15 protein-coding genes are annotated in these 18615 nt (G+C 71.4%); 10 read left to right on the forward strand and 5 right to left on the reverse strand.

Annotated features, from left to right (window positions below; translation table 11 throughout):
- The first annotated feature begins 17 nt into the window (after positions 1-17).
- Positions 18-1298: a benzoate/H(+) symporter BenE family transporter gene (locus tag OHB01_RS32965; protein WP_328854470.1), complete on the forward strand. Its 1281-nt coding sequence runs from the start codon at positions 18-20 to the stop codon at positions 1296-1298.
- Between the two features lie 14 nt (positions 1299-1312).
- Here OHB01_RS32965 and OHB01_RS32970 read toward each other — a convergent pair whose 3' ends face one another.
- A complete protein-coding gene (locus tag OHB01_RS32970) occupies positions 1313-2803 on the reverse strand; it encodes a fatty acid--CoA ligase family protein (protein WP_328854471.1) in 1491 nt (496 codons plus the stop codon).
- Positions 2793-4346 (reverse strand): NAD(P)-binding domain-containing protein, encoded by a 1554-nt coding sequence (locus OHB01_RS32975; RefSeq protein ID WP_142648325.1) that lies wholly within the window; start codon positions 4344-4346, stop codon positions 2793-2795. Before OHB01_RS32975 ends, OHB01_RS32970 begins: the two co-directional genes overlap by 11 nt.
- 63 nt (positions 4347-4409) lie before the next feature.
- Here OHB01_RS32975 and OHB01_RS32980 point away from each other — a divergent pair, with 63 nt between their 5' ends.
- Positions 4410-5900, forward strand: coding sequence for an aromatic amino acid ammonia-lyase (locus OHB01_RS32980; protein ID WP_142648324.1), 1491 nt, complete (start codon positions 4410-4412; stop codon positions 5898-5900).
- Positions 5901-5904: 4 nt separating this feature from the next.
- Here the strand turns inward: OHB01_RS32980 and OHB01_RS32985 are convergent, their stop codons facing one another.
- Both OHB01_RS32985 and OHB01_RS32990 read right to left on the reverse strand, forming a co-directional pair.
- Positions 5905-7131, reverse strand: coding sequence for a DUF6716 putative glycosyltransferase (locus OHB01_RS32985; protein WP_147942761.1), 1227 nt, complete (start codon positions 7129-7131; stop codon positions 5905-5907).
- A complete protein-coding gene (locus OHB01_RS32990) occupies positions 7128-8156 on the reverse strand; it encodes a hypothetical protein (protein ID WP_187280570.1) in 1029 nt (342 codons plus the stop codon). The genes OHB01_RS32985 and OHB01_RS32990 overlap by 4 nt, the downstream gene beginning before the upstream one ends.
- 99 nt (positions 8157-8255) lie before the next feature.
- On the opposite strand from OHB01_RS32990, the gene OHB01_RS32995 reads away from it, so the two are divergent.
- The 7 genes from OHB01_RS32995 to OHB01_RS33025 all read left to right on the forward strand — a co-directional run bounded on the left by OHB01_RS32995 (position 8256) and on the right by OHB01_RS33025 (position 16816).
- Positions 8256-9074, forward strand: coding sequence for an aldo/keto reductase (locus OHB01_RS32995; RefSeq protein WP_328854472.1), 819 nt, complete (start codon positions 8256-8258; stop codon positions 9072-9074).
- A gap of 105 nt (positions 9075-9179) precedes the next feature.
- Positions 9180-10709 carry a sulfatase gene (locus tag OHB01_RS33000; RefSeq protein WP_142648387.1) on the forward strand — a complete coding sequence of 510 codons (1530 nt, stop codon included), beginning with the start codon at positions 9180-9182 and terminating at the stop codon, positions 10707-10709.
- 329 nt (positions 10710-11038) lie between these two features.
- Positions 11039-12385: an ABC transporter substrate-binding protein gene (locus tag OHB01_RS33005; RefSeq protein WP_142648321.1), complete on the forward strand. Its 1347-nt coding sequence runs from the start codon at positions 11039-11041 to the stop codon at positions 12383-12385.
- Positions 12386-12470: 85 nt separating this feature from the next.
- Positions 12471-13445: a carbohydrate ABC transporter permease gene (locus OHB01_RS33010; protein WP_142648320.1), complete on the forward strand. Its 975-nt coding sequence runs from the start codon at positions 12471-12473 to the stop codon at positions 13443-13445.
- Positions 13442-14335 carry a carbohydrate ABC transporter permease gene (locus OHB01_RS33015; RefSeq protein WP_142648319.1) on the forward strand — a complete coding sequence of 298 codons (894 nt, stop codon included), beginning with the start codon at positions 13442-13444 and terminating at the stop codon, positions 14333-14335. Before OHB01_RS33010 ends, OHB01_RS33015 begins: the two co-directional genes overlap by 4 nt.
- A gap of 41 nt (positions 14336-14376) precedes the next feature.
- A complete protein-coding gene (locus OHB01_RS33020) occupies positions 14377-15768 on the forward strand; it encodes a GH1 family beta-glucosidase (RefSeq protein ID WP_142648386.1) in 1392 nt (463 codons plus the stop codon).
- Positions 15769-15796: 28 nt separating this feature from the next.
- Positions 15797-16816 (forward strand): LacI family DNA-binding transcriptional regulator, encoded by a 1020-nt coding sequence (locus OHB01_RS33025; RefSeq protein WP_142648318.1) that lies wholly within the window; start codon positions 15797-15799, stop codon positions 16814-16816.
- A 127-nt stretch (positions 16817-16943) separates the two neighbouring features.
- Here OHB01_RS33025 and OHB01_RS33030 read toward each other — a convergent pair whose 3' ends face one another.
- Positions 16944-17564 carry a TetR family transcriptional regulator gene (locus OHB01_RS33030; protein WP_328854473.1) on the reverse strand — a complete coding sequence of 207 codons (621 nt, stop codon included), beginning with the start codon at positions 17562-17564 and terminating at the stop codon, positions 16944-16946.
- A 122-nt stretch (positions 17565-17686) separates the two neighbouring features.
- Between OHB01_RS33030 and OHB01_RS33035 the strand changes: the two genes are divergently transcribed.
- Positions 17687-18598: an SDR family oxidoreductase gene (locus OHB01_RS33035; protein WP_142648316.1), complete on the forward strand. Its 912-nt coding sequence runs from the start codon at positions 17687-17689 to the stop codon at positions 18596-18598.
- Positions 18599-18615 lie beyond the last annotated feature (17 nt).

Here is an 18615-nt window from a genome sequence, read left to right on the forward strand (position 1 = left end):
CCGTATACGGAACGGTCGTGTTCGTGAGAGAGGCGGTGCCGATGATGGTGCGGACACTGCAGCCGGTGCTCACCGGTCTGGTCAGCGCGGTCGTCGGATACGCCAGCGCGTTCTCGATCGTCCTCGCGGGCCTGCGGGCGGTCGGGGCCGACTCCCGGCAGGCGGCCTCCGGCCTGCTCGCGCTGTGCGTCGGCATCGCGATCGCCGCCGCCGTCCTGTCCGTCCGCTATCGGATGCCCGTCGCGGTCGCGTGGTCCACGCCGGGCGCGGCGCTGCTCGTCGCGACCGGCCACGTGGAGGGCGGCTACCCGGCGGCGATCGGGGCCTTCGCCGTGTGCGGGGTGCTGACCGTGCTCGCCGGGATCGTCCCGTGGCTGGCCCGCGGCGTCGCCGCGATCCCCGGCCCCATCGCGGCGGCCATGCTCGCCGGCGTCCTGGTCCCGCTGTGCACCGCCCCGCTCCGCGCGATGGCCGAGGTTCCGCTGCTGGCCGGGCCGGTCACGCTGACCTGGGCCGTGCTGATGCGGTACGCCCGGCAGTGGGCGATCCCCGGGGCGCTGGTCGCGGCCGTGGCCGGCCTCGCGGTCAGCGGCACCGCGTTTCCGGCCGCGTCCCTGCGCCCCGACCCGGTGTTCACGATGCCCGCCGTGACCCTGCCTGCCCTCGTCGGCATCGCGCTGCCGCTGTTCCTGGTGACCATGGCGGGACAGAACGTGCCCGGGGCGGCCGTCCTCTCGACGTACGGCTACTCCGTGCCGCTGCGCGGCGCACTGGTGACGACGGGGCTCGTCAGCACGGCCACCGCGCCGTTCGGCGGGCACGCCGTCAACCTCGCCGCCATCACGGCGGCCCTGACCGCCGGGCCCGACGCCCACCCCGACCCGGCGCGCCGCTGGATCGCCACCCTGGCCCTCGGCGCCGGGCAGCTCGCGCTGGGGCTGGGCGCCGCCTTCGCCACCGCGCTCGTCGTGGCCTCACCGCCGGCGCTGGTCACCGCCGTGGCCGGGCTCGCGCTGCTCCCGGCCCTCGCCTCCTCGCTGGCCGCCGCCTTCACCGGGCCCGGCCTGCGGGAGGCGGCGGCGGTCACCTTCGTCGTCACCGCCTCGGCGACCTCCATCGCCGGCATCGGATCGGCCTTCTGGGGGCTGGCCGCCGGGTCGCTCGCGCTGCTGCTCACCCGGCGCCGTACGGCATCGCGGCCACACGAGCCCACCGCCGAGCCCACCTCCGGGCCCACCGCCGAGCCCACCTCCGGGCCCACCGCGCCGCACGCGGGCGAGCCGGCCCGCTCGCTGTAGGCGGCGGTTCGGCGTCAGACGGGTTCGTCCGGCGGGGCGTGCCCGGCGCGGGAGATCGCGGTCGCCAGAAGGCGCTTGTCCGGTTTGCCGTTCGGCGTCAGCGGCACCTCGTCGAGGACGGTGATGGCCGCGGGAACGCACTCGGCGCCGAGCCGCTCGCCGACCAGCCTGCGCAGCGCGTCGAGGTCGGGGGTCCGGCCCGCCGCCGGCACCACGAACGCGTGCACCGCCTCGCCGGTGTCCTCGTCCGGGGCGCCGACCACGTACGCCTCCGCGACGCCGGGGGACGCGGCGAGGACCCGCTCGATCGGGCCGGTGTAGTAGAGGTTGGCGTTGACGATGACGACGTCCCGTGCCCGCCCCGTCAGGTACAGCCGTCCGTCTTCGTCGAAGTGGCCCAGGTCGCGGGTGCGTACCCACCCGTCGACGAACACCTCGGCGGTCTCCGCCGGGTCGGCCCAGTATCCGACGGCCTGAGCGGGCGTACGGACGTACAGCTCGCCGTCGACGCCGGGCGGGACGGGCCGCCCGTCCGCGTCCCGGATCTCGACGTCGACGGCGTCGGGCGGGAACCCGACCGACGGGGGGACGTCCCGCGGCGTGGCCATGGAGATCGTGCCGGTCTCGGTCTGCCCATAACCGTGGAACACGACCGGGCCGAGCACGTCGGACGCTTCGCGCAGCCGGGACGCCTCCAGCGGCGACCCGGACACCATGAGCGCCCGGAGGCTGCTCAGGTCGGCCGGGGCGGTGCGCTGGGCGGCGACGAGTCTGTTCAGGCGGGGCACGGTGATGACGCTCGCGGTCGCCCGATACCTGGTGATCGCTTCGGGGAACGCGGGCGGGTCGGCGACGACCATGGTCCCGCCCGCGGCGAGCGTGAGCACGCCGTACTCCATCATCACCTGGCTGCTCAGCGACCCGAACACCAGGTAGCGGCGCAGCCGGGAGGCCAGTTCGCGGATGGCGGGCGGCCACGCCGCCGGGCGGGCCGTCCACGCGGCGTTCATGGCGGCGTAGGTCTGTGCGCAGGCCTTGGGGGTGCCGGTGCTGCCGCTGGTGTAGACGAGCCGGGCGACGTCCTCCGGCCGTCCGGACAGGCGCAGCGGACCGTCCTCGTCCGGCGTGGCCAGCAGCTCGGAGACGGTCAGCGTGCGCCGCGCGTGTTCCGGACCGGTGGCCGCGTCGGTCACGACCGCGGCGATGTCCTGGTGGAGCATGTGGCGCACCTGGCCGCCGGGCAGCCCGGGCCGCACGCCGACGGCCCGGGCTCCCACGACGTAGGCGGCGATCGTCGCGGCGAACGCCTCCGGGGTGACGCCGAGCACCAGGGCGAGGCCGTCCCCGGGCCCCACGGCCGCGGCGCGCAGCCCGGCCGCGATCCGCCGGACGAGGCCGAGCATCCGCGCACCGGTGACGACACGGGCGCCGTGCTCGAAGACGGGCCGGTCCCCGGCCGCGGCCAGGAGGTCCAGAACGGCGCGCGGGTACGGCTCAGCCGGCATCGGCCAGGCACTCCTTGACGAAGACGGCCAGGGGCTGCTGGTGCACGTGCGGCAGGTTCCACTGGTTCTCCAGGTTCTCCGCGAGGTGGTGGACGCCGGCCGGCGCGCCGTCCCGGTAGTGCCGCACCACCGGGTGCAGGTAGCTCGCGTCATAGGCGTGGACCGCGTCGTTCTCGGCGACCCTGGGGATCGAGACGTCGAAGGGGTCGACGGCGTCGTGGTGCGGGCCGTACTCCAGGGTGACGACGAACGTGTGCGGGGCGCGTCCGAGGCCGCCGTCCGCGACGTACGCCACCGGGACCTCCTCCTGGTACAGCGCGGTGGCTCCGGACACGCTGACGACGTCGCCGAGCACCCCGAACTGCTGCCACAGCGCCGACGAGCGGTTGACCCTGGCGATGATCGCGTCGGCGATCGCGTCGGGCGTGGGCTCGACCCGCTCGGCCGGCCAGGTCCCGCCGTGATAACGGGTGGTCAGGATCCGGTAGAGCGCGCGCACCCCGTACCGGAAACCGTGGATGAACCCGCTGGTGGCCTTCTTGAAATCGCGTTGCTGCGTGAGCGTGCCGGCGAAGTACAGATCAGGCACGTTGACGGACTCGTACGCGGGGGTCTGCTCGGGGAAACGGTCGTCGATGACCAGCGCGGGCCGGCACCCGTCGTCGAAGATCGAGGCGTCGAACCGGAAGCCGGTGCACACGATCACCCGGTCGTAGAACAGCTCGCGCAGCGCCTCCACGGTGCGGGCATAGCGGAACATCACCCGATAGCGGCCGTCGGCACGGCGTTCGATGCTCTCCACCGTGCCGTCGAGCACCGAGTTCTGGGACTTCAGCTGGTAGCTGTCGAGGAAGTTGTTGTTCACCGCCCGCAGGTGCCCGACGTAGTGCGACTGCCAGGCCATCCTGATGGAGTGGGGCCCGGCGACGTGGATGACCGCGGCGTGCTCCATGAGCGCGTCGGCGGTCTCGAACCCCGAGTTGCCCTTGCCGATCACCAGGACCCGCTGGTCGGCGAAGGACCGCGGGTCGGTCTCGAACGTGTCGTAGCGTTCGGCGAGTTCGATGCCCGGGATCGGCGGGACGTAGAGCTGGGAGACTCCGGTGGCCACGACCAGCCGCCGCCCCCGCCACGCGCGCCCGTCGCGGTCGGTGGCGGTGAACCCGTTGTCGTCCCGGCCGATCCGGAAGACGTCGACGCCGTAGTGCGCCCGGACGCCGGTCGCCGCCGCGTAGTCGGACAGGTAACGCACGAGGTCGTCGGCCTGCGGGAAGTACCTGTCGCTGTAGCGGGTGAACAGCAGGCCGGGATCGTCGCTCAGCAGCGAGTTCCAGTCCATCCGCAGCCGCAGCTCCGGGTCGTCGTACCCCGTGTGCACCTTGTTGATGGAGATCAGCTTGCGGTGCCGCGGGAACCGGGTGAAGAAGGTGCCCGGGCCGGCTCCGCGCTCCAGGACGACATAGTCGTGACCGCCGCGTTCGAGCTCCGCGGCGAGCTGCAGCCCGGCCGGCCCGGCCCCGATGATCAGGTAGTCATGCGCCATGAGCCGGACTGTAGGCAGCCGATTCTCATAGGTTTCTGAGAATCGGCTGCCTACAGTCCGGACATGCCCGTCGTCGAAGGCATCATCGACCTCAGCGCTCCGCTGCGCTCAGCCGACCTGCGCCGCGCCGCGGCACCGGTGTCCGTCGTGGTCGACGCGTCCGTCCGTGACCGCGTCGAGCGCGGCCGTGGCTTCCTCCGCGACGTACGGGAGGAGGAACGTCCGGTCTACGGCGCGACCACCGGATTCGGCGCCCTCGTCGGGTTCGCCGGCCGGGAGGATGAAGCGGACCAGTGTGACAACACCCTGGCCCACCTCGGCGCCGGGCAGGGGCCGGATCTGCCCCACGAGGTGAGCCGGGCCGCGATCCTCGTGCGCACGTGGTCGCTCGCCCAGGGGGCGTCCGGCGTGTCCGCACACGTGGTCGACGGGCTCGCCGCGATGTTCGCGACGACGTTCGTCCCGGCGATCCCACGCTACGGGTCGGTCGGCGCGAGCGGGGACCTGATCCCGCTCGCCTACGCCGCCCAGGCGCTGCGCGGCCGGGGACAGGCGTATCTCGACGGTTCGCGGATGCCCGCGGCCGAGGCGCTGCGCCATGCCGGGCTGACCCCGTTGACGCTCGACGGCCGGGACGCGCTCGCGCTCGTCAACGGCACCTCCCTCACCACCGCCGCGACCGCCCTGGCCCTGGACAGCGTCCGGTCCTCGCACCGCGCGCTGCAGGCGCTCACCTGCCTGCTGGCCGATCTGCTCGGCTGCGACCCGGGCTTCCTCCACCCGCGCCTGCTCGGCGCCTACGGCCATCCCGGCGCGATCGACGTCGCCGACGGCATGCGCAAGATCCTCGCCGGGACCGTCCCCTCCGGCACGCGTCCGCTGCAGGAGCCGTACAGCATCCGCTGCTCCCCGCAACTGCTCGGCGCCGCCGAGGACGCACTGCGCTACGTGGACGGTGTCGTCGCGGCCGACCTGTCCAGTGTCAGCGACAACCCGCTGTTCTTCCCCGACGACGACCTGGTCGTGCACGGCGGCAACTTCTTCGGGCAGCCGGCCGCGTTCGCCGCCGACGTCCTGGCGATGGTCACCGCTCAGCTCGGCAACCTCGCCGAGCGGCAGCTCGACCTCCTCGTCGACCCGGCCCGCAACGGCGGTCTGCCCCCCATGCTCGCCGCCGGGCCCGGCCGTCAGCACGGGATGCAGGGGGTGCAGCTCGCCACGACCGCGTTCGTCGCCGAGCTCCGCCGCGCCGCCGTGCCCGCCAGTATGCAGAGCCTGCCGACCAACCTGCACAACCAGGACGTGGTGCCGTTCGGCACTCAGGCCGCCCTGCGCGCCTACGACATGGCCGGACTGCTGCGCCTGCTCTGCGGGTCGCTGGCGGTGGGGTTGCGGCAGGCGGCGCATGTCGGCGCCCGCCGCCCCACGGCTTCGGGCTGCGCCGCGCTCCTCGACACCCTGGCCGAGGCGATCCCCGCGGCCGATCCCGACCGGCCGCTGGACGCCGACGTCCGCAAGGCCGCCGGGCTGCTCACCGCGACGCTCCCGCTGTGATCGTCTACAGCGCCTTGAGGACGCGGCGCATGCGGCGCCTGGCGCGGTAGCCGTACCGCAGGACCTTGGGCGGCACCTCCAGGCGCAGCCGGGCGCGGCGGCGGGCGGCGGCGTGCCCGGGACCGTCGAGGAGCGAGCGGGCCGGCTCCAGCGTCCCCGCGCGGGCCGCGGCGACCAGCGCGGCGACGCGGCCGGTCCAGTCGCCGGCCGAGGGGTCGTGGAAGTAGTTGGCCCGGCACCACTCCCCGGCAGGGACCCGGAAGTCCGCCTTGACCAGGTCGTCGAGCGTGCCCAGGCAGCCGCTGCCATCGAACACCAGGTTGATCATCTCCGCGCTGACCCCGAAGTCCGACAGCACGAGCAGCGGCACGTGACCGGCGATCGCCTCCAGCGCGGCCGTCGAGCTGACCGTGACGAACCCGGCGGCGCGGCTCAGATGCTCGTGCATCGGCCCGGCGGCGAAGCGCACGGCGCCCGCGGGCACCCGGCCCTCGGCCTCCATCACGGTCCACAGCCGCTCGTAGTGGTGCCGTTCGTTGTGCGTCTGCCGTTCGTCGTCGCGGGCCCGCAGCTTGACCACCACGTCGAGGTCGGGCCTGGCCTTGCCGAGCTCGGCCAGGGCGAGCAGGATCCGCTCCCGCTCCTCGCGCCGCCTGGGCACCTTGGCCTGGGTCGCGAAAACGACGCGGTCGCGTACGCCGTCGGGGGTCCGCGCGGCCGGGCCGCGAGCCAGGAGATCGAGGTAGGGCAGGCGGGCCAGCGCCACCGCCCCTCCCCCGCCGAGCCGCGCGCCGATCTCGGAGAACTCGGCGACCTCCCGGCCGCTGTGCACGACGAACAGATCGCAGCCGCTGCGGAAGAGCCAGGCCTTCTCCGTCGCGGGCACCGAGATGCCGGGCAGCCCCGACACCAGCACCGGCCGGGGCCGCAGCCCGGCCAGCGTCTCGGCCGCCAGCGCGTCCACCACCGGCCCGGTGCAGGCCAGCAGCACGGCGTCGGGCCGGAACCGTTCGGCGGCCCGGCGCAGCTGCCGCGCCGCCAGCACCTGGGGAAGCCCCTCGCCCTGCGCGCGGGTGCCGCTCACCGCGGCGGCGATCTGCGCCGCGGAGGGGGTGATGGGCGTGCGGACGACGGCCATGTCAGTGACCCAGTCCTCCGGAGTCGCGTCCAGCAGGCCCGCGGCCCACTTGAGATACGAGTCGGAGTCGGCCACGGCGAGCAGACGGGTCAAGGAACGACCTTTCCGGGATCGTGCAGGTGGGGCTGAGGTTCGTGCGCGAAGAGCTGGAGGTGGGAGCGCAGCGACGGGACGGCCGACGCCGTCCACCAGTCGTCCGGCACGTCGACGGTCTCCACCCGTACGCCCCGGGCCGACAGCAGGACGCGCAGCGAGGTCACCGCGGTGGACGGCAGGCTCAGCACCCGCTGGTCCGGCCGCAGGTCGCGCAGCGTCATCTCGGCGGGCGCCCCGGTGTCGTACACGGTCAGTCCGGCGATCCCGCGCACCCGGTCGAGGTCCCTGGGGTCCTCGCGCCGGTGGGGGAAGTACGCGACGGGCTCGTCGATCCGCTCCAGCCAGCGCAGGTAGCGGTCGCGGTGGATGAGCCCGTTGCGTACGAGCGAGGTGCCGAGCACGACGGTGCGCTCCGGCGGCGGCCGGTGGGCGGGCTGGGCGCGCAGCCAGGCGAAGTCGTGCCGTACGAGCCGGGCGCCCGTGCCCTCCACCGCGGCCGCGAGGCCGGCGGGCACCGGGAGCGCGGTGAACACCGTGGGCCTGCGGGTGCGCAGGCGCAACCCGGCGGCCGTGGCGAGCACCTTGCGGCCGAGGCCGGGGGTTCCGCGGGCGCGCAGCAGCGGGCCGCGCGCGACCAGCAGTTCGAGCAGGCGGATCGTGGCCAGCCCGTCGTCCACCAGCACCGTGCGGCCGGGGAGCGCGGTGACGAGGGCGAGCTGGACGCGCCCGGAGAAGGCGTCGCCCACCGCCCAGACGCGGCCGGGCCGGGGAGCCCGCGCGGCCGGCTCGGCGACCCTCAGCCCCTCGGGCAACCCGAGCCGGTCGAGTTCGCGGAGGGTCAGCCGCAGGGCCGGCAGCCCGGCCCGCGGCACCACGGTGGTGACGGGCCCGAGGAGCCCCGCGTGGTGCGCCTCGACGGCGCACAGCAACTGCAGGGGGGACTCCACCCACGCGACGGCCTGCCCCTGCTCGGCGGCGTGGCGCCGTCCCTCGTTCTCCACGCCCCGTAAAGAAACGTTCACGACGCGCTCAACCTAGCCGCCCGACACGACGGGGACGGGAACGCACGGTGAACAGACCCCGAAGGGATCGCCTCGGCGCGTTACGGCAGCATGGGACGCATGAACGCGATCACTCTCAACAACGGCGTGCGGATGCCTCAGCTCGGCCTGGGGGTGTGGCGGATGACCGACGACGAGGCCGAGAAGGCCGTGACGACCGCCATCGAATCCGGCTACCGCAGCATCGACACCGCCACGCTGTACGGCAACGAGGAGGGTGTCGGCCGCGCCCTGCGCGCCTCGGGCGTCCCTCGCGAGGAGCTGTTCGTCACCACCAAGCTGTGGAACGACCAGCAGGGCTACGACGAGGCGCTGCGCGCCTTCGACGAGAGCATGCGGCGGCTCGGCCTGGAGACCCTCGATCTCTACCTGATCCACTGGCCCGCGCCCCGGCGCGGCAAGTACGTCGAGACGTGGAAGGCCCTGGAGAAGCTGTACGCCGACGGACGGGTGCGGGCGATCGGGGTGTCCAACTTCGGGGTGGACACGCTGGAGCGCCTGCTCGCCGAGGCCACGGTGACCCCCGCCGTGAACCAGGTCGAGCTGCACCCGCTGTTCGCCCAGCGGGCGCTGCGCGGCTTCCACGCCGAACGCGGCATCGTCACCGAGGCGTGGAGCCCGCTCGGCCAGGGGAAGGGCCTGCTCGATCTGCCCGTCCTCGCCGAGATCGGCGCGAAGTATGGCAAGACGCCGGCGCAGGTGGTGCTGCGCTGGCACATCCAGCTCGGCAACGTGGTGATCCCGAAGTCGGTGACGCCGTCGCGCATCAGGGAGAACATCGACGTCTTCGACTTCGCGCTGAGCCCGGAGGACATGGCCACCATCAACGGCCTCGACGAGGGCCGCCGTCTCGGCCCCGACCCCGCCGTGGTCGGCTGAGGCAGGGAGGATCGACCAGATTTTTCCATGAACCGGGACGCGCCGCGGTCACGCGATCACGTTGCGTACGTTTCCCCAGGCGAACGCGTGGCAATGATTGCTGCCGTGCCCCAACCACGACCATCGAGAAAGCTGTGGGCCGGGCTCGCCGCGGCGCTCCTGCTGTGCCTCGGGCTCACCGGCGCGTCCCGCGCGCCCGCCCCCGCACTCGCGCTCGCGCTCGCGGCCCAACGGCCCAACATCGTGCTCATCCTCGCCGACGACCTGGACGCGGCCGACCTGAGCCGGTTCCCCAACATCACCAACCTGCTGGTGCGCCAGGGCACCACGCTGTCCCGCTTCTTCGTCACCAATCCCTGGTGCTGCCCCTCCCGCTCGTCCATCCTGCGCTCGCAGTACATGCACAGCCACCACGTGGACAGCAACCGGTCGCCGACCGGCGGATTCCCGAAGTTCCGGCCACTGGAGGCGTCCACCCTCGGGACGTGGATGCACGACGCGGGCTACCGCACCGCGCTCATGGGCAAATATCTCAACAACTATCCCGAGGGCGCGCCGCGCACCTACATCCCGCCCGGCTGGGACGAGTGGCACGTTCCGGTCACCCGGCTCTACCAGGAGTACGGCTACGCGCTCAACGAGAACGGTGTGATCCGGCGCTACGGCCACGCCCCCGAGGACTACCTGGAGGACGTGCTGAGCGCCAAGGCCACGGCGTTCGCGACCGACACCACGCGGGGGGACGCCCCGTTCTTCCTCTACCTCGCCCCGGTGGCGCCGCACCTGCCCGCGCACCACGCGCCGCGTCACGCCGCCGCCTTCGCCGGGGAGCAGGCGCCCCGGACCGCGTCGTTCGACCAGGCCGACGTGTCCGCCGAGCCCGGCTGGCTGCGTGAGCGCACGCCGCTGTCGGCCGCCGACATCCGCAGGATCGACCGCGTCCACCGCGACCGGCTGCGCGCCATGCTCGGCGTGGACGACATGGTGGGCGCGCTGGTCGAGGCGCTGAGCCGGGCGGGCCGCCTCGACGACACCTACATCTTCTTCACCTCCGACAACGGCTTCCACCTGGGCCAGCACCGGTTGCGGCCGGGCAAGACCACGCCCTTCGAGGAGGACATCCGGGTGCCGATGGTGGTGCGCGGCCCGGGCGTGCCGGCCGGGGGCGTGATCGACCGGCTCACCTCGACGGTGGACCTCGCGCCCACGTTCGCCGAGCTGGGCGGGGCCGTGGTCCCGCCCACGGCCGAGGGCCGCTCGCTCGTCCCGCTCCTGCGCGGGCAGGCCGTCCCCTGGCGCGACGCCGTGCTCACCGAGTTCTACCATCCCTCCTACTCGCCGCATTCGCCTCCCACGTACGCGATGCTGCGGAACGACCGATACGCGTACGTGGAGTACGAGACCGGGGAGCGGCAGCTCTACGACCTGCGCGCCGACCCGGCGGAGCTGCACAACCTCGCGGCGACGGCCGACCCGGGCCTGATCACGGCGCTGTCGGCCCGGCTCACGCTGCTGCGGGCCTGCTCGGGACCGGTCTGCCGGCTGGCGGACGCCGCGGGTCCTGTGATTTCGGGCACAGGTGTCTCGGTGAGCGGCGGAGTGTCCGTGGGCACGGCGGGCGCCCCCGGCGGGTGAGGCGGCGGAACGGATAAGGGCGGACGCCCCGGCACGTTGGGGGCGTCCGCTATTCATTTCTGCCCATATGGATATGGGAGCGCTCCCAAGCGTGGTATGTCCTAGTATGTCCCATTGACCAGCTCTAACCACCCTGGGAGTAACAGTTAGGTTTCGGCATATTGACGCCTCGGTTGCTCATAGAGGACCCTTCGTGGGAGCGCTCCCAACGTGCTCGGCACAGGGCGGGAGCACCGAGCACAACCATCGATCGCGGGCCGTGAGATCGGGGACCGGCCTGGGATGCACTCCCACAGACGATTCGGGATACCACCTGAGAGGGGTCCGGAATGATTGCACACTCGCGCCGCGGCAGGCTGCTCGCGGTCGCCGCGGTGGCGGCGCTGGCTCTCGGCGCCGCCGCCTGCGGGTCGGACGACAGCACCGGCACGGCGTCGGGCGGCGGGTCCTCGGCGGCGGCCGGTCCCGTCACCATCACGCTCCAGACGTTCGGCGGCGGCAAGAACTTCGGCTACAAGGAAGCCGTCGACAAGTGGAACGCCGAGCACAAGGACATCCAGATCAAGTACGACAACCTGACCGACCAGTTCGAGCAGGTCTACTGGCCGCAGATGATCCAGTGGCTGCAGTCCGGCGCGGGCGCCGGTGACGTCGTCGGCATCGACGAGGGCGGCATGGGTCTCGCCAAGGCGCACCCCGAGTGGTGGGCCGACCTGGGCGAGTTCGGCCTGCAGAACCGCAAGGGCGACTTCGCCGCCTGGAAGTGGGAGAACGGCGTCACCGCCGACGGCAAGCTGTTCGGCCTCGGCACCGACGTCGGCGGCATGAGCCTGTGCTACCGCCGTGACCTGTTCGAGAAGGCGGGCCTGCCCTCCGACCGTGACGAGGTCAGCAAGCTCTGGCCGACGTGGGACGACTTCATCAAGGTCGCCCACAAGTTCCAGGACAAGATCAAGGACACGAAGTTCGTCGACGGCACCAACACGCTCTACAACGTGGTCCTGGTGCAGGAGGCCGCCAAGAACGGCAACGTCTCCTACTTCGACAAGGACAACAACCTGATCGTCGACAAGAACCCGGCGGTCAAGACGGCATACGACTTCGCCCAGAGGATCAGCCAGGAGGGCCTCACGGCCAAGCTGCGCAACTTCACGCCGGAGTGGAACACCGGCATGAAGAAGTCGCAGTTCGCCACCCTCGGCTGCCCGTCGTGGATGCTCGGCGCGGTCAGCGGCGACGGCGGCGCCGGACCGGACTTCAAGGGCAAGTGGGACGTCGCGGCGGTGCCCGGCGACGGTGGCAACTGGGGCGGCTCCTGGCTCGCCGTGCCGAAGCAGTCGAAGCACCCCAAGGAGGCGGCGCAGGTCCTCGACTACCTGACCGGCAAGGAGGCCGAGGTCAGCGTCTTCACCTACGCCGGCAACATGCCGTCCAACATCCAGGCGCAGCAGGACCCGGCCGTCCAGGGCGCGAAGAACGAGTACTTCAACGACGCCCCCGTCGGTGAGATCTTCGCCAAGTCGGCCTCCGCGCTCCAGCCGGTCTTCCTCGGTGTGAAGCACGCCCAGGTCAAGAACGCCATCGAGTCGGTCGTCTCCGCCATCGACGACGGCTCCGTGCCGTACGCCGACGGCTGGAAGAAGCTCGTCGACGACGCCGTGAAGGCCGCGGGCTGATCACGCCCGCCAGGTGAGCACCGGTCCGCCGCAGCGGCACCCCCGCCGGCGGGCCGGTCGCCTGCTTTCACCCGAAAGGTAACTTATGAGCCTGCACGTCGACGCCGGGCAACCCACCCGGGCACCGATGCCGCCCAATCGGAAGCATGTCCGGTCGAGACCGGGCCGGTCCTTCATGACCTGGCTGGACCTCAAGGCCGCGCCGTACCTCCTGGTCTCTCCCTACTACCTGCTCTTCCTGATCTTCGGGCTCTTCCCGCTGGGCTTCACCCTTTACTACTCGTTCTTCGACTACGACCTCACCGGCACGGTCGAGTGGACGGGTCTCGGCAACTACGCCGCCATGCTCGACGACGCCGCCTTCTGGAGGGCGGTCGTCAACACCCTCGCGATGTTCATCATCGCGACGGTTCCGCAGATGCTGCTGGCCCTGATGCTGGCCAACGCGCTGAACAAGCGGATCAAGGCGCAGCTGTTCGTCCGGCTGGGCGTCCTGCTCCCCCTGGTCACCTCTGTCGTCGCGGTGGCGGTCGTCTTCACCCAGCTCTACGGGCGCGACTGGGGCGTGATCAACTGGGTTCTGGGCTGGTTCGGGGTCGATCCCATCGACTGGAAGGCCGAGCGTCTCCCCTCCTGGCTCGCCATCGCGACCATGATCGACTGGCGCTGGACCGGCTACAACGCGATCATCTTCCTGGCCGGCATGCAGACGATCCCGAAGGACCTCTACGAGGCGGCGTCGATCGACGGCGCGTCGCGGCGGCGCCAGTTCTGGCAGATCACGATCCCGATGCTCCGGCCCACGATGATCTTCGTGGTCCTGAACTCCACCATCGGCGGCCTCACGCTGTTCTCCGAGCCGACCACGTTCTACAACGGCAACGTCCACGGCGGCACCAACAGCCAGTTCCAGACCGTGTCGATGTTCATCTTCGAGCAGGGCTTCCGCGAGTTCGACTACGGCTACGCCTCCGCGGCCGCCTGGCTGCTGTTCCTGCTCATCCTCATCGGATCGGCCATCAACTTCCTGCTCATCCGCCGGATCGGGGGCAACAAGTGACCACGCTCTCCGCGCCCGCCACCACGCGGCGGCGCCGCGCCAAGGCGCCGGGAGGTACCGCCGGCCTCTGGAACGCCACGCCGATGACGAGGCTCATCCTCGCGGTCACGATCATCATCTCGGCGTTCCCGCTGTACTACATGATCGTCATCGCCTCGCGCACCAACACCGAGGCGACCGACATGCCGCCGCCGTTCCTGCCCGGCGGCAAGCTCGGGGAGAACATCCAGCGCGTGCTGTCCAACCCCGACGCGCACTACCTGACCGGTCTCACCAACTCCCTGATCATCGCCTGCACGGTGACGGTCTCGGTGGTGGTGATCTCGACGTTCGCCGGCTTCGCGTTCGCCCGGCTGAACTTCAAGGGCGGCAAGGTCCTGCTGCTGCTGGTGCTGCTGACCATGATGGTCCCGCTGCAGCAGATGGGCATCGTCCCCCTCTATCGGCTCATGGTCAGCCTCGAATGGGTCGGCTCGATCAAGGCTGTGATCCTGCCGTACCTGCTCAACGGTTTCGGCGTCTTCCTCATGACGCAGTACACCCAGCAGGCCGTGCCCAACGAGCTGGTCGAGGCCGCCCGCGTCGACGGCGCCTCCACCCTGCGGATCTGGTGGAACGTCGTCCTGCCGGCCGTACGGCCGGGCATGGCGGTGCTGGGCATCAACACGTTCATGCTGATCTGGAACGACTTCATGTGGCCGTTGATCGTGCTGACGCCGGACAACCCGACGGTCCAGGTCGCCATCAACTCGCTCAACGCGAAGTACGGGACGGACTACGTGCTGATCTTCAGCGGCACGCTCATGTCGATCCTCCCGCTCATCGTCGTTTTCATCGCGTTCGGCCGACAGATCATCGGCGGACTCATGGAAGGTGCGGTCAAGGCGTGACAACGCAAGGCACACGTCCCGAGGCAGAGGCCCCCAGCGTGATGTTCCCCACCGGGTTCGTCTGGGGCGCCGCCACCTCCGCTTACCAAATCGAAGGCGCTCTCACCGCCGACGGGCGGGGACGCTCCATCTGGGACACCTTCTGTAGTCAGGACGGGCGTATCGTCGGCGGCGACACCGCCGAGATCGCCATCGACCACTTCAACCGGTATCGCGAGGACGTCAAGCTGATGGCGGACCTCGGCCTCACGGCCTACCGGTTCTCCGTCTCCTGGCCGCGGATCCAGCCCGACGGCTCCGGCGCGTACAACAGCAAGGGCCTCGACTTCTACAAGAGGCTCGTCGACGAGCTGCTCAGCTACGGCATCGACCCGTGGCTGACGCTCTATCACTGGGATCTCCCCCAGGCACTCGAAGACGCGGGCGGGTGGCCGTCGCGCGACACGTCGAAGCGCTTCGCCGACTTCGCCGCGACCGTGCACGCCGAGCTCGGCGACCGGGTCAAGAACTGGAGCACGGTCAACGAGCCCTGGTGCGCCGCGTTCCTCGGCTACGCCTCGGGCGAGCACGCCCCCGGACGGCGCGAGCCGGCCGCCGCGCTGCGCGCCGCGCACCACCTCAACCTCGCGCACGGCCTGGCCGTCCAGGCGATGCGGGCGCAGAACCCCGACTCGCTGATCGGCGGCTGCGTCAACGTCTATCCGGTCACGCCCGCCACGAACAGCGAGGCCGACCAGGACGCCGCCCGCCGCATCGACGGGCTGCAGAACCGCTTCTTCCTGGACGCGCTGCTCAAGGGCTCCTACCCGGAGGACGTGCTGGCCGACCTGAGCAGCCTGTCCGACATGGAGTTCATCCACGACGGCGACCTCGCCACGATCGCGGCCCCGATCGACATGCTGCTGATCAACTACTACAGCCGCTTCACCGTCTCGGGCGCGCCCGGCGGCGCCGCCTCCGCGGCCGCCGCGCCGACGGACTCCGGGTCTCCGTGGATCGGCAGCGAGCACGTGGGCTTCGTCAACGGCGGCCGCCCGGTCACCTCGATGGGCTGGGAGGTCGACGACAGCGGCCTGCTGGAGATGCTGCGGCGGATCTCCGACGAGTACCCCCGGATCCCGCTCTACATCTCCGAGAACGGCGCGGCCTACGACGACGTGATCGGCGAGGACGGCACCGTCCACGACCCCGAGCGGGTGGCCTACATCGAGGCCCACCTGAGGACCTGCCACACGGCCATCGAGTCGGGCATCCCGCTCCAGGGCTACTTCGCCTGGTCCCTGATGGACAACTTCGAGTGGGCCTGGGGCTACGGCAAGCGCTTCGGTCTCGTGTACGTCGACTACGAGACCCAGGCGAGGACCATGAAATCAAGCGCTTTGTGGTATGCCGACACCATCAGACACGGCGGCCTGCTGGGTCGGGCACAATAAGCGCAGACTCGATAAGGGGGCAGTATAGATGAACGGGGACCGCCGTTCCGGAGGCCGGCCGACTCTGGAAGCGGTCGCCGCGCGCGCCGGGGTCGGTCGCGGCACCGTGTCGCGGGTCATCAACGGCTCGCCCAAGGTGAGCGACCGTGCCCGCGACGCGGTGTTACTGGCGATTCAGGAGCTCGGCTACGTGCCCAACCGGGCGGCGCGCACCCTCGTGACCAACCGGACCGACACCATCGCTCTGGTGGTGTCGGAGTCGGAGCAGCGTGTCTTCGACGAGCCGTACTTCGCCGGGCTGATCCGCGGCATCGGCTCCGCCCTGGCGGAGACCGGCCTCCAGCTCATCCTCACGATGGCGCAGAACCGTGCCGAGCACGACCGGCTGGAGCACTACCTGACCGGCCAGCACGTCGACGGCGTGCTGCTCACCTCGGTGCACGGTGCCGACCCCCTGCCGGGACGGCTGGAGGAGCTGGGCGTGCCGACCGTGCTCGGTGGCCGCCCGGTCGGGCTCAACCCGTACAGCTTCGTCGACATGGACAACCGGGCCGGCGCCCGGCAGGCGGTCAAGTATCTGCTCTCCAAGGGCCGTACCAAGATCGCCACCATCGCCGGTCCGCAGGACATGGGCGTGGGTGTCGACCGTCTCGCCGGATACCGCGACGCGCTGCTGGCCACCGGGATGACCGAGCGGGTCGCGTACGGCGACTTCTCCGAGGAGAGCGGGGAGGCGGGCATGCGCGATCTGCTCGCCCGTCACCCCGATCTGGACGCCGTGTTCACGGCCTCCGACCCGATGGCGGTCGGCGCCCTGCGGGTGCTGAAGGAGCAGGGCCTGAGCGTGCCCGACGACGTCGCGGTGATCGGCTTCGAGGACTCCAAGGTGGCGCTGCACACCGATCCGCAGCTCACGAGCGTGCACCAGCCCACCGAGGCGATGGGCCGGCAGATGGTCCAGCTCCTGATCGCCCGGATCAACGGCGAGCCGCTGGAGCAGCCGGTCGTCATCCTCGACACGCACCTGGTGATCCGCGCCTCCGCCTGACGCGCGACGGCGACCACGAGACCGCCGCGCACCCTCCGGGGTGCGCGGCGGTTCTGTTTTCGCGGGACAGCTTCGCGCGGTCCCTGCCGTGAGCCAGGGCGATCGGCGGTCATGGGGGGCAGTGACGTCAGTCTCCGGGCCGCGCCTGCGCCAGCGCCGATGCCTGCGTTGATGCCTGTGCCGGTGGGACGGTCAGGGAGAGGGCGCGCAGGTCGTCGAAGGCCTGGAGAAGATGTGCGTCCAGGCTCCGCGAGGGGTCGTCGATCCAGTCCCGCATGGCATGGTGAAAGGCGGCCCAGCCGGTCTGCGCGGCCAGGCCGGCCAGCCGGTCGGGGACGCCGCGCCGCCGCAGCGCCTCCGCCAGGGCCTCGCTCATCGACGCGGCCTTGGCCAGATCGCGTTCCCGCAGTGCCGGCGTCTCCGCGATGACCCGCAGGCGTGGTTCGGCGAACGGGCGGTTGCCCTCGAGAATCCCTTCGGCCTTCCGGAAGGCGCGGAGCAGGATTTCGAGCGGCTGCAGGTCATCAGGCGCCTCGGCCACCGACTGTGTCAGCGCGGCGCGCAGGTCGGCTTCGCCGTCGAAGAGCACCTCGCGCTTGTCCGGGAAGTGCCGGAAGAACGTGCGCTCGTTCACGCCGGCCCTGGCGGCGATCTCGGCGGTGGTGGTCTGGTCGAACCCGCGTTCCCGATATAGCTCCAGGGCCGCCTGCTGAAGACGGCGGCGCGCTTCTGCTCCGCTTCGTGGCACCCTCCGAGAATACCGCATATGTCAGTCACTGGCGCTACTTGACGCCAGTCACTGGCACTACGTAAGGTCAGCGACTGGCGCTACTTAGTGCCAGTCACTGACGTTATGTGGGAGAGTGTCACATGCATGTCTTCGTCACCGGCGGTTCCGGCCAGACCGGCCCCGCGGTCGTCGCCGAACTCATCGCGGCCGGTCACACCGTCACCGGTCTCGCGCGCTCGGACGCCGCCGCCGCCCGGCTGGAGTCGCTGGGCGCCGCACCCCACCGCGGCTCTCTGGACGATCTCGACAGTCTGCGCCGGGGGGCCGAGGCCGCCGACGGAGTCCTGCACATGGCCTACGGCGGCGACTTCTCCGACCTCGACGACATGATGAGACGCGACCGGACCGCGATCGAGACGCTCGGCCGGCCGCTGGAACACTCGGGCAAGCCGTTCGTCGTCACCTCCGGCACCCTGGTCATGCCCGCCGGCCGGGAGGCCACCGAGAAGGACGAGCCCGACACGGCCGGGATCGCGGGCTTCCGCATCGCGGGTGAGCGGGCCTGCCTGGACTTCGCCGCCCGGGGAGTGCTCGCGAGCGTGGTCCGCCTGGCCCCCACCGTCCACGGTCCCCGCGACCACGGGTTCATCCCCATGCTCATCGCCACCGCGCGGAAGACCGGCGTCTCGGCGTACGTCGGGGACGGCGCCAACCGGTGGCCCGCGGTGCACCGGCTCGACGCGGCCGTCCTGTTCCGGCTCGCGCTGGAGAAGGCGCCCGCGGGCAGCGTGCTGCACGGCGTGGCGGAAAGCGGCGTCACGATGAGGAGCATCGCGGAGACGATCGCCCGCGGTCTGGGGGTGCCCACGGTCTCGCTGACCCCGCAGGAGGCCGCCACGCACTACGTCAGCCCGTTCATGGCCACCGTCTACGGCTTCGACGGGCCCGTCTCCAGCGCGTACACGCGGGAGCTGCTCGGCTGGTCGCCCGCCCACCCGGGCCTGCTCGACGACCTGGAGCACGGCGACTACCTGGACGCGCCGGCCTCCTGACCGGACGACCCGGCGCC

The sequence above is a fragment of the Microbispora hainanensis genome (genome assembly GCF_036186745.1).
Taxonomy (GTDB): domain Bacteria; phylum Actinomycetota; class Actinomycetes; order Streptosporangiales; family Streptosporangiaceae; genus Microbispora.

What these genes read in the sequence shown, in the direction of transcription:
- OHB01_RS32970 (WP_328854471.1), bottom strand. Translation starts at nt 2,803, where the DNA reads ATGCCGGCTGAGCCGTACCCGCGCGCCGTTCTGGACCTCCTGGCCGCG.
- OHB01_RS32975 (WP_142648325.1), bottom strand. Translation starts at nt 4,346, where the DNA reads ATGGCGCATGACTACCTGATCATCGGGGCCGGGCCGGCCGGGCTGCAG.
- OHB01_RS32980 (WP_142648324.1), top strand. Translation starts at nt 4,410, where the DNA reads ATGCCCGTCGTCGAAGGCATCATCGACCTCAGCGCTCCGCTGCGCTCA.
- OHB01_RS32995 (WP_328854472.1), top strand. Translation starts at nt 8,256, where the DNA reads ATGAACGCGATCACTCTCAACAACGGCGTGCGGATGCCTCAGCTCGGC.
- OHB01_RS33005 (WP_142648321.1), top strand. Translation starts at nt 11,039, where the DNA reads ATGATTGCACACTCGCGCCGCGGCAGGCTGCTCGCGGTCGCCGCGGTG.
- OHB01_RS33010 (WP_142648320.1), top strand. Translation starts at nt 12,471, where the DNA reads ATGAGCCTGCACGTCGACGCCGGGCAACCCACCCGGGCACCGATGCCG.
- OHB01_RS33020 (WP_142648386.1), top strand. Translation starts at nt 14,377, where the DNA reads ATGTTCCCCACCGGGTTCGTCTGGGGCGCCGCCACCTCCGCTTACCAA.
- OHB01_RS33025 (WP_142648318.1), top strand. Translation starts at nt 15,797, where the DNA reads ATGAACGGGGACCGCCGTTCCGGAGGCCGGCCGACTCTGGAAGCGGTC.
- OHB01_RS33035 (WP_142648316.1), top strand. Translation starts at nt 17,687, where the DNA reads ATGCATGTCTTCGTCACCGGCGGTTCCGGCCAGACCGGCCCCGCGGTC.